The following is a 16,524-nucleotide window of genomic DNA, read 5'->3' as shown; positions in this document are numbered from 1 at the left end:
CTTAGCCTTTGCTTAATTTGAGCGCTATCTTATCCAGCATATCCCCGACCATTTTCGACAGATTGAAGCGCGGCTGCCAGCCCCATTCTGCTCTCGCAGCACTGTCGTCCATATGCCGGGGCCAGGAATCGGCGATCGTCTGCCGCACCGGATCGATGCGGTAAGCGAGCGTGAATCCGGGCAGATGCTTTTGAATTTCCGCGGCTAATTGCCGCGGCGTAAAACTCATGGCCGTGATATTGAAAGCATTGCGATGATGTAGCTTGTGGCCGTCCGTCTTCATTAATTGAATCGCGGCATCGATGGCATCGGGCATATACATCATGTCCAGTTGCGTGTCGGCGCCAAGAAAACAATCATAATGCCCGTTTTTGACGGCCTGGTAAAAAATATCCACGGCATAATCCGTCGTGCCGCCGCCCGGCAATGCAATATTCGAGATCAGCCCCGGATAGCGCAAACCACGCGTATCGACACCAAAACGCTGGTGGTAATAATCGCACAACAATTCCCCTGCAACCTTGGTAATGCCGTATAACGTGGAAGGCCGCTGGATCGTATCTTGCGGTGTATCGATAGCTGGAGTACCGGCACCGAAAGCGCCGATAGAGCTGGGAAAAAACACTGCGCAGTCATGCAGGCGCGCTGTCTCCAGCACGTTGAGCAGGCCGTTCATATTGATATCCCAGGCTTGCTGCGGTTTTTCTTCCGCGACAGCGGACAACAGCGATGCCAGGTGAAAAATCGTATCGATTTGATAGTCTTCGACGAGTTGACGCAATGCCGAGCTATCACGCACATCAAGCTGACAATAAGGTCCCGACTGCTGCAAGTTGGGGAGCGGTTGCCTGCTGTGTCCGGCCGCCACAACGTTATCCGCACCGAACTGATCGCGCAAGGCCATTGTCAATTCGGAGCCTATTTGGCCAGTAGCTCCTGTCACTAATATCTTTTTCATTTTGTGACCTTTGACACTCCGGAAACAAATCAATCAAACGTGGATTTTTACTTTCTCAGTTAAAGCAGTTTTCTATGCTGGCCAATAACAGCGATTTCTTGCACGCTGCTTTCATCCTTTAGCGCAACGCCTGAAAGTTTTCGACGTATGGCCTCTTTCGCCAACCAGATCAGTTTCTTTACGGCAGCCTCATAAGATAATCCCTCTGAGCAAATATTAGAAATACAGTTGCGATCTGCATCACTGCAATCGACTCTGGGCGCATAGGTCATATAAATGCTCAAGCTATCAGGCGATCTCAATCCCGGACGTTCACCAATCAGCATGAAAACAATATCGGCACCCAGTAACTCACCAATTTCATCAGCCAAGGCTACACGCGCCTGGGTGGCAATCACGAGGGGGCCTAGCTTCCATTGTTCTGGGATATTCTTTTTGATTTCAGCAAGTAATGGCCTGGCATGCCGCTCAACCGCTAATGAAGAGAGCCCATCGCCGATCACGATGACCAAATTGACTGAGTCAGATGCAGTTACAAGCTTGAGAGTCTGTAGCTGCCGCCTACTTTGCTGAATAAGCTGCCGTCCATAATCAGGTCGTAACAGATAACTCATTCGGTCAGGTGCTTTGCTTTGCACCAGCTGGGTAGAGAACCCTTCCCTTCCCAAATCCCGAGCAAGTGCAGTCGCATTCAAAGCAAGGTGTACCGCATCTCTCGCCATGGCATGCGATAAGGTAAAATCCAATAATTCTTTTGTTGGCAGGCTGCTACCTGCCCTTCCCAAGGCAATGCGCGCGCGGGTGAATCCCTTTAACTGCTGCCAGGGATCTTTGCTCAGGATTGGTTGATCAATTTTTTTCAAGGGGTGTTTTCAAAGTCAATAAATGATTAGACATACCTTGTAATAAATGATGCGTGGGCTCCACTGGCTGGATCTGCCCACTGGCATTCATTATATTCATGCGCTTCAACCACTGTTCGAACTCCGGAGCAACGCCCAAACCCATCACTTTGCGTAAATAAAGCGCATCATGGAAAGAAGTAGACTGGTAATTCAGCATGATGTCATCAGCACCCGGAATGCCCATCATAAAAGTGACGCCAGCGACAGCAAGTAAAGTCATTAAGGTATCAACATCATCCTGATCAATCTCAGCATGATTGGTGTAGCAAATATCACAGCCCAGCGGCACTCCCAACAACTTCCCACAAAAATGATCCTCCAGTCCAGCACGAATGAGCTGTTTCCCATCATACAAATACTCCGGGCCGATAAAGCCAACGACAGTATTGGTCAACAAGGGAGACAAGTGACGTGCAATTGCGTAGGCTCGTGCTTCGCATGTCTGCTGATCTACTCCGAAATTTGCATCGGCCGAGAGCGCTGATCCCTGACCTGTCTCGAAATACATGACATTGTTGCCGATAGTGCCGCGATTAAGCGATAGTGCTGCAGATCTGGCTTCGCGAAGTAGTGCGAGATCTATTCCAAAATGCCTGTTCGCTTTTTCAGTACCTGCAATTGATTGGAATACCAGATCCACCGGTATATTTTTTTCAATTAACTGAATCTGGTTAGTTACATGGGTAAGAATGCAGGACTGCGTAGGAATATTGTATCGATGGATAATCTCATCCACCAAATAGTACAGATCCATCAGAGCTGGCACACTGTCTGATGCGGGATTAATGCCAATGACTGCATCTCCAGAACCGTATAACAAACCATCGAGAATGGAAGCAGCAATGCCATATGGATCATCAGTGGGATGATTAGGCTGCAAGCGAACAGAGAGGTGACCTGGCAAGCCAATAGTATTTCTGAATGCGGTAATCACCTGGCATTTTTTAGCAACTAAAATCAGATCCTGATTACGCATAAGCTTACTCACAGCGGCTGCCATTTCTGGTGTAATAGCTGGTGCGACACGCTTTAAACTAACTGAATCAGTACTATCTGCAAGCAGCCAGTCGCGAAAATCTCCCACAGTCAGGTGACTAATCTCGGTAAATGCTTGCTTATCATGGGTATCAATAATCAAACGCGTGACTTCATCCTTCTCATAAGGAATCAGTAATTCCTCTAGAAAACGATTTAATGGGACTTCCGCTAAACACATACGTGCTGCCACACGCTCAGCGTAAGTCTCAGCGGCAATACCCGCTAAACAATCACCAGAACGGATTGGAGATGCCTTGGCAAGTAAATCTTTCAAGTCATTAAATTGATAGCGCGATGCACCTATACTAAAGCGATATACCATAAATATCCCTCTTGCTTTAATTGCAATACGATACCTGACCTATCTTAGAACCTGTTGTCACACCTCGACGTTATATCACTCACGCCACAACCCCTAGCTATCTCAGTATGGGATAGCTTAACAGCTAAGTAAGTTTCCCTGCTATATTGTTTATGCTTCTTACCCATCTCATGGCTGCTTTGTGCGATGTCAGAGCTTAATTACTTATACGTTCTGATGTACGCGCCCATAATGGCGTACTTGAATTACTTTTCATACTTTTTACTTTCATCTGAAGGACCGAATTTCTTTTTAATCATCGTCATGATAATCTCTATCATGAAATACTCGTATTAGTCACATTTAAATCTTCTTTAACTGCCTGAGACCCTTATAAAAAACTACTTTTATTATGGGATACTGAATTTAATGTAAAACAGTTTAATTTTTCTCTGGAGATTAATATCATGAACAATATCTTTTTACTTACATTATCGATTTTTATCAGTTCATTTTTTTTGATGAGTAATCAGGCCAAAGCAACACCTGAAGTGGCACTCGACTTTTCCCAGACATCCAGTACCATTGAGATCGATACCCTTAGCACAGCCTCGCCTAATGTGCTAAGAACAGTCACAGTAGTCTGCCCAGAAGCAGGATTTACAGTTGCAACTGCAAATGCGCTCTTTCAATTCAGTGTCAGCCATCCAAGTTTTCCGGGAACCATTGCTTATAGCCTCACCAGAAACTCGACCTCCTTTCAATCGGCTCATCAACACAATATATTCGGACGTTATGTTGATGACTTTCACGTATTCCCAGCTACCATACAAAGGATAGATAGCTGCAATGATGGCCAATCCGTGACTTATCGTTTTCTGGCTACCCGGGGCACTTTCTCCTTTGATGCTTCCGCCAGGCAACCGAATCTGGTGGTAGTGTTCTACCGTGATAGGATTTAGTAAAGTATAAAATCAATTTTTATGCTAGTGCCAGGGGCAGGTTAATAAAATGATATCGCTGATATCGCGCAATCTCTGCACTTTAGAGTGTGTTGCATCACCAGAAACATCGCAATCACCTATTGACCCAAATACGCTGCTGCTCCAGCACCAAACACGCAGTTTCTTCCACTTTGCTTGGCTTTATACAGGCCTTTATCCGCCTTGTTCATTAGCAACTCGAACAAGGCGGAGTCGCTTTGCAATAATAATGCTGCATCATCAGACAGAGCCGCCACACCAATACTGACGGTCGATGCAATCCACTCATCACTATTGCCGACATTGATTCGCTGAGCTTCCACCGTTTTACACAGCCATTCAGCCAAGCTGTAGGCATTAGCATAATCGGTTTGCGGCAGAACAATAGCGAACTCTTCCCCGCCGATACGTGCAACGACATCCAGATCTTTGCGTGTGCTGTTAAGACAAACATCGGCCACCATGCAAATCACTTGATCACCAATGGGATGACCCCAAGTGTCATTGATCTGCTTGAAGAAATCGATATCTACAATCAGCAGCGAGAGTGAGTGCCGGAAACGCTTGGCGCGTTTGCATTCATTCGTACCCACTTCCATTAATTTGCGACGATTCGCCAGGCCGGTCAGAGAGTCGGTTGTCGCTAACAGTTGCAAGGAGGTATTCATACTTTCCAGCTGCGCATTCTGTTCAGCAAGCTTGCGATTGATCTGCTCAATCTCATCTTCTCTGCGTTTACGGTCATCAATATTGAATGTCACTCCAATAAACCGCCTGCCGCGATCACTGCCGCCAACCTCCATGATCCGGCCGTAATTGGCATACCAGATCCATGTACCATTCTTGGAGCGTAGTCTGAATTCGCATCGGTATTGCGCAGTGATGCCGGAAAAATGCTCCGCAACAGCGGATTTGAGTACCGGCACATCATCAGGATGAACGAGCAGAAAAAGATCATCAATGTAAGTGCTGATTTCTTGCTCGCTATAGCCAAGCTCCACAAAAGTCTTCTTCGCTTTATGGGTGACATCACCACTCACCAGATCATTTTCCCAAAGATCCAGGCCGGCAGCTTCCAAGGCTAGTTCCAGTCGTTCCTTGTTGAGATCCTCATCGATCATGACCGAGTCAACTACGAGGCAGCTTACCGGCGTAACCAATGCCGCGTAACAAGCCGGCAAAAGATTCGATCACGCCGGCTGCTTCGCAAAGCTGCGGCGCAGCCGCGACTTTGATGATACTGATGACTTTGCCTGTGCTCGTTGCATTGCTGAAATCGAAATACACCGCGAGATCGCAAATCGCATTCGAAAAGCCGCGCCCAGTGCTTTCCGAGTAATAACAGATTGAATCTGGCGCAACAATCAGCGGCGCGTTACTTACGCTCGAATACATGATAAGGTTTTCGTTTAGGTTGTAGAGGTAATAGGACTCAGTGCCGTCTGCTTGACTTGGCGCATTGTCTAAGCGGATTAAACCAACATCAAGCGAGGTACTGGACGTCGATTGCGTCACAGCAGTAATATAGAAATTAGTAATAATCGCGATCGTTTGTCGTCGGGTAACGGTGTTGATCTTTGCGACCACATCGGCCGTTGATGGTAGAGCAGGCGCAGTTATCAGGTACTGACCGATCTGCCATGCCTGAGTCAACGTTCCGGAAATATAGCTGCCCTGTAGCGCATGTCCATTGGCCACATTGGAAGGCCAAAGCGCAATACCGGAATAGCTGCCGAATGCGGAAACGATGCCTCCCGCCAAGGTTTCTGTCACGGCAGCTGTCGGCGCATTCAAAACCGCAGACTGGAGCAGGGCATCATTTTCTGCACTGTTCGCCAAAACACAAAGCGTTGCAGGCAAATTGACATTTCCGGCATAGGTCGTTTGCGGCAGCTCTGGGACAGCGCGTCCGGCACCATCACCATTCATCACCCACAAACGCCTCTCCATCATTGCTGCGATCAACGGAACGATGGAATTGATCGGGCCGATCTCGACCGGAATGATGCAGCCGGGCATAACATCGACCGAGCTTTTAAATGTATTAAGGGTATTAGCGATAGCGTATTCGATCTCAGCCAGCGTCATTTGATTAGCGGCATCTGGTGAACCCATGATAGCCAACACACAACAATCGGTAACACCATCATAATCCTGTACTGTGACTGTACCACGCCAACCGCTCTTAGCAATCTCGCTCAGTATGCTGACCGCGTCTTCGTAGCTGCCACCCCCTCCGCTGGCAAGAATTGCAGCACCTGCAGCAATGTATTCAAAATCAGTGATTCCATATTGATGAGCGACCATCATTTCTCCTTATTCAATCCAGACTACACAGGCAGCTCACTCTTTATCATCAAAGCTACTGGCTCGGTAATTTGATCCCCATAGTAAGAACTATTTTCAAAATAACATCTTACCCACCCCGTTATCGACCATCACCTTGTAAACTTAAGCAAACGGATTAAAGAATCACCCATTAACCGCGCGGTTTTTGTGTGGCTGAATATCTGGAGTTACGCTTGATTTAGCTATCATTCCCCGTACTGTGTGGAAGCAGCAAGAGGCAGTTTGCAAAGCCCGGATTGATCAATCATGCTCGACCCTTTAATCTACTCAATCAGGAAAGTATGAGACTGTCTTTTTTATTTTGATTAACGAGATTCATGACCAAGCATCTCCAAAATATCCAAACCCGCTGGCAAGCCATCAAAATGGCATTGCAATTTATCGCCCCTTACCGGCGCCAAGTCATCTACAGCTTAATGGCTTTATTCTTTACTGCAGCAATTACATTGTCGATCGGACAGGGCATTCGGTTGTTGATTGACCAGGGATTTGCGACTCAGTCAAAGGATCTCTTGAGCCAATATGTCGTGATCTTCTTGCTGTTAGTGATCGCCTTGGCTGTGGGCACCTTTACTCGCTATTACTGGGTCACTTGGCTGGGCGAGCGGGTAATTGCAGATATTCGCCGCAAGGTGTTCAATCATCTGATCCATCTGCATCCAGGGTTTTTCGAGGAAAATCGCAGCCTCGAAATCCAGTCGCGCCTGACTGCCGATATGACGTTACTACAAACCATGATTGGATCGTCCATTTCTTTTGCACTACGCAATTTCATCATGATGCTGGGTGGTATCATTTGGTTGTTCATCACGAATGCGAAGCTGACTGCATTGGTAATAATCTGCGTACCGCTGGTGGTGATCCCCATTCTGGTATACGGCCGCCGGGTGCGGCATTTGTCGCGCCAGAGCCAGGACAAAATTGCTGCAGTGGGCGCTTATGTTGGTGAAGTGCTCGGGCAGATTAAAACCGTGCAGGCCTACAACCACCAATCCATCGACCAGCATCAATTTCACGATCAGGTGGAAGAAGCCTTTACGGTTGCCAAACAACGCACCACGCAACGCGCTTTACTGATCACCATCGTCATCCTGCTAGTGCTGGGTGCAGTAGGGTTGATGCTCTGGGTGGGCGGCATGGATGTGATTGAAGGCCGCATCAGTGCAGGTGAGCTGGCAGCTTTTGTTTTTTACAGCGTGATCGTCGGTTCGGCGGTTGCCTCTATTTCGGAGGTCATCGGCGAATTACAGCGCGCCGCCGGTGCTGCCGAACGAACAATGGAATTACTGCAGGCACCTAATCTGATTCAATCGCCTGAGAATCTCCATCCATTTCCGAAAGTATTTGGAAATATCGCCATTGAGCAATTGTGCTTCGCCTATCCCTCTCGCCCCGATACATTAGCCATCAACGAACTGACACTCAACATTCGAGCAGGTGAGACGCTAGCGCTAGTAGGCCCTTCCGGTGCAGGCAAATCGACATTGTTTGATTTACTGTTACGCTTCTTTGACAGCCAATCCGGTTATATCAAGCTGGAAGGCATCGATATCCGGAATCTGGATATTTTCGCCTTGCGCCGGTGCTTTGCGCTGGTATCGCAAAACCCGGTGCTATTTCACGGCACCATCAGCGACAATCTGCGCTACGCGCGCCCCGATGCCAGCGATGCGGAAATGGAAACTGCGGCCAATGCAGCGTATGCGCATGAATTCATCTGCAAGCTGCCGCAAGGCTATCAAACACCGTTAGGCGATTCAGGCATGGGTTTATCCGGTGGTCAAAAACAACGACTGGCTATCGCACGTGCTTTATTAGCCGATGCACCAATTCTATTGCTGGATGAAGCTACCAGCGCATTAGATGCGCAAAGTGAATATTGGGTGCAACAAGCGCTGCAACAACTGATGCGCAACCGCACCACTTTGGTTATTGCCCATCGTCTGGCTACCGTGCAATCGGCCGATTGGATCGCCGTGCTTGATCATGGGCGACTGGAGGCACTGGGCACGCATACCGAGCTGCTGCAATCGAGTCCTTTATATGCACGGTTGGCTGCGTTGCAATTACAGCCCCAATAAGAAATCGCCCTTAGTGACCCGGATTAGTTGCTTGACTACTCAATCCGGTACCAACCGATTGAATCACCCGTGATAACGTTCTGCGCGCAGCACGCATGCCTGCTGCCATATGCAGTAACGTACTCAAATGTACTGAGCGTTTCAGTAATAGTATCACCAAACGCACTGGATTCACCCTGCCATCCGGATAGATGGCATCCAGCAGTGCTTGTGGTGGCGAGAATTGAACCGGATCAATGATGGCGCGCACCGCGATGAATGGGATACCCGCTGCTGCTGCCACTGCCGCAACCGCACCGCTTTCCATATCCACCGCCCAGGCTCCCGTGGCTTGTGCCAGGTCGAATTTTGCTTTTTCACTTGTCAATGGCACTGCGCTGTGAGCCAATAGGCTGTTGACCACATTGATATCAGCTGGAAGTGAATTTTGCAAACGGTTGCGCCAAGCCATATCTACAGGCAACTGCTCACCGGTATGGATAGCATCCGGTAGTATCAGATCACCGGGCTTCAGATTGGAATTCAATGCACCAGCGACGCCAAAGCTCACCAATGCTGCCGCACCATGCTGTTGCAGCCCTTCTGCTGCTGTTCGTGCTGCCTGCGCGCCCATACCACTCAACCACAAAACCGTATGATCTTCAATCCGCGTTACCTGGTTGAATGGAATATACGCCGCCGGTGATACGCAACTGGCTTCAGCCCGCAACGCAGTCACCAAACCAGTTATAGTCACGTAATTTATACCCTAATCAGCGTGCGATAACGCGCCAGCGCCCATAGCGGGAAGAATTTTGAATAGCCATGATAGCGCAGATAGAAAACGCGCGGAAAACCAGGGGCTGTAAACCAAGGCTCTTCCCATAAATGATCACTCGATTGATTACACAGCAAGTAATTGATACCTTTGCGTACTGATTCGCTATCAACTTCGCCGGCCGCCATCAAACCCAGCAGCGCCCAGGCCGTTTGAAATGCCGTGCTGGTCTCGGGAAACTGCCCTGCGAGCTGGGTATCCAAATAGGAATCGTTGGTTTCTCCCCAACCACCATCAGCTCTTTGCACAGATTTTAACCACTTCACGGCTCGACGCACTGAATTGTGCTGCATATCGAACTTGGCCAAGTGGAAGGCTTCCAAAACAGACCAGGTGCCATATATATAATTAGTACCCCAGCGCCCGAACCAGGAACCGTTTTTTTCCTGTTCTTGCAGTAAAAAATTGATACCTCGCCAAACTTCTTGCTGGTGCTTTCCGTATTTTCCGAGCAAACCAACACAACGCGCAGTCACGTCGCTCGTAGGAGGATCGATCAGCGCACCATGATCGGCAAACGGGATTTCGTTCAGATAGTGGTAGACATTATCGATATCAAACGCAGCAAAACCGCCATTACGCGATTGCATACCCGCCAGCCAGTTAGCCGCCCGTTCAAGAGATTTCTGATGCCGCTCCGGGCTACCCTGATTCAGTGCCCAAGCCACCGCAGCGGTGTCATCGAGATCCGGATAATGCGGATTAGCATATTGAAAAGCCCAGCCGCCACCCGGCAGGTCCGGGCGACTGCCACGCCAATCACCTGGTTCATCCAGGATCTGCTGCTGCACCAGCCAGTCCAGTGCTTGCTGTACCGGTTTCTGGTCAGTCGCCGGATCTTCCTGTAACGCCAGACTGGTCAACACTGTATCCCAGATCGGTGAGGTACAAGGCTGGCACCAAGCGCGTTCTCCCTCATCAACCAATAACCCGCGCAATGCGTTCCGGCACTGTACCCGGTTGGGGTGATCATACGCATAACCCAGTAATGTTAATGCTTCATGCGCATTGACCATGGCCGGAAAAATGGCACCAATGCCACATTCACCATTCAGACGCTCGAGCGTCCAGCTTTCTGCACGGCGAATGGCGCATTGACGTAGCGATTGGGGAAGATAGGGTTCTACACGTGACAGCAGCCGCTCTACCAGCATAAAAAGGCGTTTGAGCAGTGTATCTGCTTTCGGAAAATAGTTTGTTTCTTCTTCCGGCGGAATAACGAATAATTCGCGGATATTGACCTGGCGTGGATTAGCGGCGCGCGCCTTCAGCGTGCATAAAATGGACAAAGGTACCATTACGGTACGTGACCAGTAAGAAACCTTGCTAAGATGAAAAGGAAACCAGCGCGGCAGCAACACCAACTCCGCCGGCACAACAGGCACACCCCGCCAGGGGATCTGCTCATACATTGCCAGCAGTAAGCGAGTAAAGACATTGGCTTTGGCCGCACCACCATGGGCCAGAATGGCTTTCCGGGCGCGTACCATATGCGCCGCATCGGGAGAATCACCCACCAGCTTCAAAGCATAATATGATTTAATGGTGCAGCTAATATCAAACGCACCGCCATAATAAAGCGGCCAACCGCCATGGTTAAGGTCCTGCTTCTCACGGATAAAACGAGCAATTTTATTTTCCAGGATGACGTCGATTTCATCCATGAAATGCATCATCAAGATATATTCTGCAGGAATTGTGCAATCCGCTTCTAGCGGAAAGCACCAGTGCCCGTCTTTATTCTGCAAAGACAACATGGCATCGCGAGCTTGCGTGAATTTCTCTTCCAGCTCACTTACACTAATTTCTTCCTGATTCAAATCCGAAGTTGTGTACGACAAAGGTATTTTACCTTTAAAAGCCAGACTACTCGGTTGCTGTAATATATCAAATATTCTCTGAGATCCGTCCATATATTCCTAAGCGCTATATCGATAGCTGTCAAATTTCTAATAGGTATAAGTATATATACCAGCCTTGTCTAGCTCTACTTTATTTTTATAAAGATTTTTCTATCAGTCATTACAACTGAATCAAAGTGTCTGATGATCTGATTTTAATCAGAATTTATTTTCTGTTTCGGCTTTATTTTAGATTTTTCTGAATCCTTTTCAAAGGGATTATCTTGAAAAGGCTCATAATAAAGATCCAGAGGTAATTTACCATCATGTACCAGAAATTCACGCTGCTGCATAGAAGCTTCGCGTACAAACAAGTAAGGATCTAATGCGGCTTCATCCCGAATGCGCATAGGACCTATTAAACGAGCTCGTTTGTCGATAGCGCCCAGAATCGTTAATGGAGCAGCAAATGATGTGCCCACCGCTATGCCTGCGTAAAAAAGTACATTGGTCAATAGACCAACCGGAATATTCGTGACGTCACGTTGACTGCTGGGCCCCAGAAGTGGGATAAACAAGTAAGAACCTGGATTTATTCCCCATACGCCCAATGTCTGACCGAAATCTTCATCATGCTTTTCTAAGCCCATATGGGTTGCCATATCGAAAAGCCCGAATAAACCAATCGATGAGTTTACAGCAAAACGCAGCGTATCCTGAAGACCCTGTTTCACCTTGCCTTGTAAGAAAGAATTCAGAACCACATTGGGATACGATAGATTATCGTAGAAATTTCCAATAGATCGCTGCGCTGCATTAGGCACATAATCTATGTAGACATTCGCAATGGGCTCAAATATCGCCCGATCCACCCGGTCAGTAAAATCATAAGCAGCGCGGTTAACCTTCTCATGGGGATCAACAGGGTCTAAATCCTGATCATTATTTTTTGGGGTTGTTGCACAGCCTTGCAGAATTGCAAAACAGATAAACAATACAATAAGAAACAAATGCTTGTTATTAAATAAAAAATTTATATCTCTAATATTCTCAGTCACTTATTTGTAAACCCAGCCTTTAGGCTTCTATAAAGCATGCGCCGTCTGTGAGGAAAAGGCAAACTCCGCATAATCAATCCATTACTTAACAGCCATTCAATTTCATCAACCAGCGCCTGGCGCACTGAATTCTGCGGAAAACCAAGCTCACGTACTGCTTTTTCGCTATCAAAAAACATTGGATAGCGTGCCAGCCGCACACCTGTAAGGAGAGCTCTCGGCGGACGGTGAGTCACATAGTCAGCTATAAATTCGGAAATTGCACCTGCCACCAAAGCAAGCCAATATGGTATACGTTGCTTTGGCATAGACAAACCCGTGATTTCTTCAATCCAATGCAACAGCTCACCCAAGGTCAAATTCTCATTGCCTAAAATATATCGCTCACCCACACGACCATGCTCGGCTGCAAGGATGTGTCCCTTTGCTACATCCCGTACATCCACCATATTAAAACCGCAATCCAGGTAAGCTGGAGTCTTGGAATTCAAGAAATCAAGAATCATTCTTGTCGGCGGTGTTATCAAACGGTCTCCAGGACCCACCGGTAACGTGGGTGCCACAATAACGACAGGCAATCCTTTTTCTGCGGCCTTAAACGCTGCTTGCTCGGCAAGAAATTTTGAACGGCAATACGGACCCGGCATCTCGCTAAGCGTACGTTCTACCGATGCATTTACTTGCCAATTCCTTCGCGCCTTTCCGGTTAGAATAGATTCAGTCGAAGTATACACCACTACTTCAATATCATGCTTTGCTACCTCAGCAAAGATTGTTTGTGTTCCTTCAAAGTTAACGAGATTAAAGTCACTTTTTCTGAGTGTCCATAAGTTTGGATTGGCTGCTAAATGATAGACTCTTTGAACCCCCTTGAGCGCTTTACGAACCACATCCGCATCACAAATTGAACCACGCACTACCTCTACAGTTGCAGGCAACGGCACATCAGGTAACTCTAACACTCTGACTATCTCATCATTTTCCTGCAACAGCTTAACTAAATGTGATCCAATAAAACCACCACCACCAGTAACTAAAGAACGCCGGCTACTCATAAAATCTATACTCACATAAGCAGAAATATTTAAGAAATAAGCTTCTAAATCTAGAATTGATTAGTTTTGATTGAGTTCGCACACATAAAGAAAGCAACTTAAGCAATATCCATTGAAAAAATTCAGCTTTCCCGCTCTCCATGCACAATTTCAACTAATTTCAGGGCCTGCAACTCCATTTCGATGACAAAATCATCAACTTTTGCACGAAAATAGCGGTAGAAGATCATACTGGGGATTGCTACCAATATGCCAAATGCAGCATTATACAGAGCCACAGAAATTCCATACGCAAGCTGTGCCGGATTACTGCCAGCAGGGGAGTTTGATCCAAAGATTTCAATCATACCAACCAGAGTACCAAACAAACCCATGAGAGGACTCAGTGCAGCAATAGTTCCCAGAGTTGTCAGATAACGATTCAAATCATGAGCAATTACACGACCAGATTCTTCAATGGATTCCTTCATGACTTCGCGTGTGCTTTTTACATTTTTGAGTCCAGCGGCAAGAACTGCGCCGAGGGGCGAATGCCTCTGTAAACGTACAATCATCTCGGGGTTTACGCCACTTCTTTTATACTCGTTTAATACCTTGGGTAACAACTCCTTTGGAGAAATAACGCTTAAACGCAGTGTCCACATTCGCTCAACGATAATACTAACGGCAACAACGGAAGCAATAATAATCGGCCAAATCGGCCAGCCGGCTGCTTGAATCAAAGATAACACGAGATAGTCTCCTCATTCACTATAGGTCCAAGTATTATTCTTGTAATTGATGATATTACCTAATTTGCTTACTTATAACCAAGTAGTCAATTTGATATGCAATGTATCGGAATAGTGCATTTTCAGCAACACAGCAACTATCCACAGTTTCTGTGGATAAGCTTGTGAGTATATTAAGGAATAGGTGAGTAAGTGAGCAAATTCAAACAGCTTTTCTAACTTGACTATTTTTTAACCGAAAAAAATATCTATTAAACAATTAATTAAATACTTATCTACCATTTGTGCTTATTCTAACGGTATATTTGCATTTTTAATAAGCATGTGGATATTACCAAATGAGCCTGCTTTCCATATTCAGAGACTTTCTTAAAATACTCACTGTCAGCGAATTGAACCGTAATACTAAACAATTTTTGGAACAAAACATACCTTTACTATGGATAAAGGGTGAAATTTCAAACTTGAAGTGCTATCAATCAGGTCACTGGTATTTTTCCCTCAAAGATGCCAATGCACAAGTTCGTTGCGTTTTATTCGGTCATAAGAATCAGTATATCGATTGGCAACCTAAAGATGGTATGCAAGTCGAAGTGCTCGCACTCGTTACATTATATGAGCCACGCGGCGACTTTCAGTTAAATGTTGAAACCATGCGGCGCGCTGGTTTAGGCGAATTATTTGATGCATTTGAGAAGCTTAAATCCAAATTGGAAAAAGCTGGATTATTCAGTCCCACGAACAAAAAACCACTTCCTCCACTCCCTAAACAAATCGGCATCATTACCTCTCCAGATACTGCAGCATTGCGAGACATACTCTCGACACTGCAGCGTCGCATGCCATCACTGCCTATCATCATCTATCCTACCTTGGTGCAAGGAAAAACGGCAGCGGGCAGCATCGCTGATGCAATTAAAATTGCTTGCCAACGAGCGGAATGTGATGTACTGATACTTTGCCGGGGCGGAGGCAACGTTGAAGATTTATGGGCATTTAATGAAGAAACTGTTGCGCTTGCCATTGCCGCCAGCTCTATCCCCATCATTAGTGGCATCGGTCATGAGACAGATTTCACGATTGCAGATTTTGTCGCCGACATCCGTGCACCCACGCCGACTGGCGCTGCTGAACTAGCCAGTCAGGATCGCAAAGAGTTAAGCCATCGCCTGAGCATGCTGCATCAGCGCATGTATCGTACCACCTTGCAGCATATTGAATACGCTATGCAACAAGTGGATATTCTAACGCATCGGTTAATTTATCCAGGTGATCGAATCAAACAGCAACGCCTCCACCTGCACCATATACAGGAGCGCCTCATCAAGGCTTGGGCTTATCAAATCGATAGGAAGTGCTGGAAATTATTAGAATTCAATCAACGACAAACCATTGCAGGTTCCGCTTTCGCTCTATTAGAACAGCAACAGAAAGAGCTTGCTACACGTTTTCGCTACACATTTTCTCGCTATTTGGAAAGGTTGGCTATTAAGCTACAACATTTGCAAGCACAGCTATCGTATCTGAATCCACAATCCGTGCTTGAGCGTGGGTATAGCATCACTTACTTGCAAGACACAGTGATCCATGACAGCAAACAAATTAATTCCGGCGATAAAATTCAGGTAAAATTCGCGCATGGAATGTGTGAAGCTAATGTCAGCAAAATCAAGAGTTATTGATCAAAGCACACAAACCCAACGTTAATTATATTTATTTTACAGAATAAAGACTTGTCAATGCCAAAAACTTTTCTGATTCTGGGTGCACTGAATGCGTTCTTATGCATTGCATTAGGCGCTTTCGGCGCACATGGCCTGAAACGAATATTATCAACAGATATGCTCGCGGTATATCACACAGGCGTACAGTACCATTTTTATCATGCCTTTGGAATCCTCATCATTGGTTTATTATTGCTGCATTTTCCCAACTCTCGCCTGATCCCAATATCTGGCTGGTTGATGATAGTTGGTATTATTTTGTTCAGCTTAAGTCTCTATATATTAAGCCTGACCGGAATACGTGGTCTTGGCATTATCACGCCATTTGGCGGTATTTCATTCCTTACTGCATGGGCCTTGCTTATCTATGCCCTCTGGAAAGAAAAATAACAACACTAAACTTAGCACAATCGATACTTGGTTGCCCATAACAAAGAAATAAAAATTCATGTGCCAAGGACGGGCCTTGTAAATATTCAATACAAGACCTTAAGTAGTTCAGTCTGAACAATCCATAACATTCTGATTCTGTGTGATGAATTGATGAATTAAGGCGATTAAATTCACCAGTTTTTGGTAAAATTGCTACAATTTCCTGCAAATTTAGCGAGGGTTAGATGGGGCCAAAGCCGTGCACGCAAAAGAGTAATGACCTGTTCCGCCAGCGACTGGACGAACTGGTC

General features: G+C 46.5%; 14 protein-coding genes. 4 read left to right on the top strand and 10 right to left on the bottom strand.

Annotated elements, in window-relative coordinates:
- Position 1 precedes the first annotated feature (1 nt).
- From BM021_RS05155 to BM021_RS05145, 3 genes are read right to left on the bottom strand one after another with little or no spacing between them, the layout of a single operon-like run.
- Positions 2-991, bottom strand: a complete 990-nt coding sequence (locus tag BM021_RS05155) for an NAD-dependent epimerase/dehydratase family protein (protein WP_256207783.1) — start codon at positions 989-991, stop codon at positions 2-4.
- A gap of 26 nt (positions 992-1,017) precedes the next feature.
- Positions 1,018-1,821 (bottom strand): ethanolamine ammonia-lyase subunit EutC, encoded by an 804-nt coding sequence (eutC, locus tag BM021_RS05150; RefSeq protein ID WP_090719573.1) that lies wholly within the window; start codon positions 1,819-1,821, stop codon positions 1,018-1,020.
- A complete protein-coding gene (locus BM021_RS05145; RefSeq protein WP_090719571.1) occupies positions 1,808-3,223 on the bottom strand; it encodes an ethanolamine ammonia-lyase subunit EutB in 1,416 nt (471 codons plus the stop codon). The genes eutC and BM021_RS05145 overlap by 14 nt, the downstream gene beginning before the upstream one ends.
- A 446-nt stretch (positions 3,224-3,669) precedes the next feature.
- Here BM021_RS05145 and BM021_RS05140 point away from each other — a divergent pair, with 446 nt between their 5' ends.
- Positions 3,670-4,164, top strand: coding sequence for a hypothetical protein (locus tag BM021_RS05140; protein WP_090719569.1), 495 nt, complete (start codon positions 3,670-3,672; stop codon positions 4,162-4,164).
- Between the two features lie 119 nt (positions 4,165-4,283).
- On the opposite strand, the gene BM021_RS05135 is transcribed toward BM021_RS05140, so the two are convergent.
- Positions 4,284-5,306, bottom strand: coding sequence for a sensor domain-containing diguanylate cyclase (locus BM021_RS05135; protein WP_090719567.1), 1,023 nt, complete (start codon positions 5,304-5,306; stop codon positions 4,284-4,286).
- 7 nt (positions 5,307-5,313) lie between these two features.
- Complete coding sequence (locus BM021_RS05130) at positions 5,314-6,495, bottom strand: S-methyl thiohydantoin desulfurase domain-containing protein (protein WP_090719565.1); 1,182 nt, start codon at positions 6,493-6,495, stop codon at positions 5,314-5,316.
- A gap of 356 nt (positions 6,496-6,851) precedes the next feature.
- Here BM021_RS05130 and BM021_RS05125 point away from each other — a divergent pair, with 356 nt between their 5' ends.
- A complete protein-coding gene (locus BM021_RS05125) occupies positions 6,852-8,615 on the top strand; it encodes an ABC transporter transmembrane domain-containing protein (protein ID WP_090719563.1) in 1,764 nt (587 codons plus the stop codon).
- Positions 8,616-8,625: 10 nt separating this feature from the next.
- Here BM021_RS05125 and BM021_RS05120 read toward each other — a convergent pair whose 3' ends face one another.
- From BM021_RS05120 to BM021_RS05100, 5 genes are all read right to left on the bottom strand, one after another.
- Positions 8,626-9,351: a phosphorylase family protein gene (locus BM021_RS05120; RefSeq protein ID WP_090719562.1), complete on the bottom strand. Its 726-nt coding sequence runs from the start codon at positions 9,349-9,351 to the stop codon at positions 8,626-8,628.
- Between the two features lie 5 nt (positions 9,352-9,356).
- Positions 9,357-11,345: a squalene--hopene cyclase gene (gene shc / locus BM021_RS05115; protein WP_090719561.1), complete on the bottom strand. Its 1,989-nt coding sequence runs from the start codon at positions 11,343-11,345 to the stop codon at positions 9,357-9,359.
- 143 nt (positions 11,346-11,488) lie between these two features.
- Complete coding sequence (locus tag BM021_RS05110; protein ID WP_256207782.1) at positions 11,489-12,331, bottom strand: MlaA family lipoprotein; 843 nt, start codon at positions 12,329-12,331, stop codon at positions 11,489-11,491.
- Positions 12,328-13,386 carry a hopanoid-associated sugar epimerase gene (gene hpnA / locus BM021_RS05105; RefSeq protein WP_090719559.1) on the bottom strand — a complete coding sequence of 353 codons (1,059 nt, stop codon included), beginning with the start codon at positions 13,384-13,386 and terminating at the stop codon, positions 12,328-12,330. Before hpnA ends, BM021_RS05110 begins: the two co-directional genes overlap by 4 nt.
- 122 nt (positions 13,387-13,508) lie before the next feature.
- Positions 13,509-14,117 (bottom strand): MotA/TolQ/ExbB proton channel family protein, encoded by a 609-nt coding sequence (locus tag BM021_RS05100; protein WP_090719557.1) that lies wholly within the window; start codon positions 14,115-14,117, stop codon positions 13,509-13,511.
- A gap of 338 nt (positions 14,118-14,455) precedes the next feature.
- Here BM021_RS05100 and xseA point away from each other — a divergent pair, with 338 nt between their 5' ends.
- Together xseA and BM021_RS05090 are read left to right on the top strand one after the other, a co-directional pair.
- A complete protein-coding gene (xseA, locus tag BM021_RS05095; RefSeq protein ID WP_090719555.1) occupies positions 14,456-15,799 on the top strand; it encodes an exodeoxyribonuclease VII large subunit in 1,344 nt (447 codons plus the stop codon).
- A gap of 57 nt (positions 15,800-15,856) precedes the next feature.
- Positions 15,857-16,231: a DUF423 domain-containing protein gene (locus BM021_RS05090; protein WP_090719553.1), complete on the top strand. Its 375-nt coding sequence runs from the start codon at positions 15,857-15,859 to the stop codon at positions 16,229-16,231.
- Positions 16,232-16,524: the final 293 nt, after the last annotated feature.

The sequence above is a fragment of the Nitrosomonas sp. Nm166 genome, from assembly GCF_900112825.1.
GTDB lineage: Bacteria > Pseudomonadota > Gammaproteobacteria > Burkholderiales > Nitrosomonadaceae > Nitrosomonas.
The sequence above is the reverse complement of the archived record's forward strand: the minus strand, read 5'-3'. Positions and strand labels throughout refer to the sequence as shown.

Bases quoted from the DNA above. Each gene is read 5' to 3' on its own strand.
- BM021_RS05125 (WP_090719563.1), top strand. From the start codon at position 6,852: ATGACCAAGCATCTCCAAAATATCCAAACCCGCTGGCAAGCCATCAAA.
- BM021_RS05090 (WP_090719553.1), top strand. From the start codon at position 15,857: ATGCCAAAAACTTTTCTGATTCTGGGTGCACTGAATGCGTTCTTATGC.
- hpnA (WP_090719559.1), bottom strand. From the start codon at position 13,386: ATGAGTAGCCGGCGTTCTTTAGTTACTGGTGGTGGTGGTTTTATTGGA.
- shc (WP_090719561.1), bottom strand. From the start codon at position 11,345: ATGGACGGATCTCAGAGAATATTTGATATATTACAGCAACCGAGTAGT.
- BM021_RS05140 (WP_090719569.1), top strand. From the start codon at position 3,670: ATGAACAATATCTTTTTACTTACATTATCGATTTTTATCAGTTCATTT.
- BM021_RS05145 (WP_090719571.1), bottom strand. From the start codon at position 3,223: ATGGTATATCGCTTTAGTATAGGTGCATCGCGCTATCAATTTAATGAC.
- BM021_RS05130 (WP_090719565.1), bottom strand. From the start codon at position 6,495: ATGATGGTCGCTCATCAATATGGAATCACTGATTTTGAATACATTGCT.
- xseA (WP_090719555.1), top strand. From the start codon at position 14,456: ATGAGCCTGCTTTCCATATTCAGAGACTTTCTTAAAATACTCACTGTC.
- BM021_RS05135 (WP_090719567.1), bottom strand. From the start codon at position 5,306: ATGATCGATGAGGATCTCAACAAGGAACGACTGGAACTAGCCTTGGAA.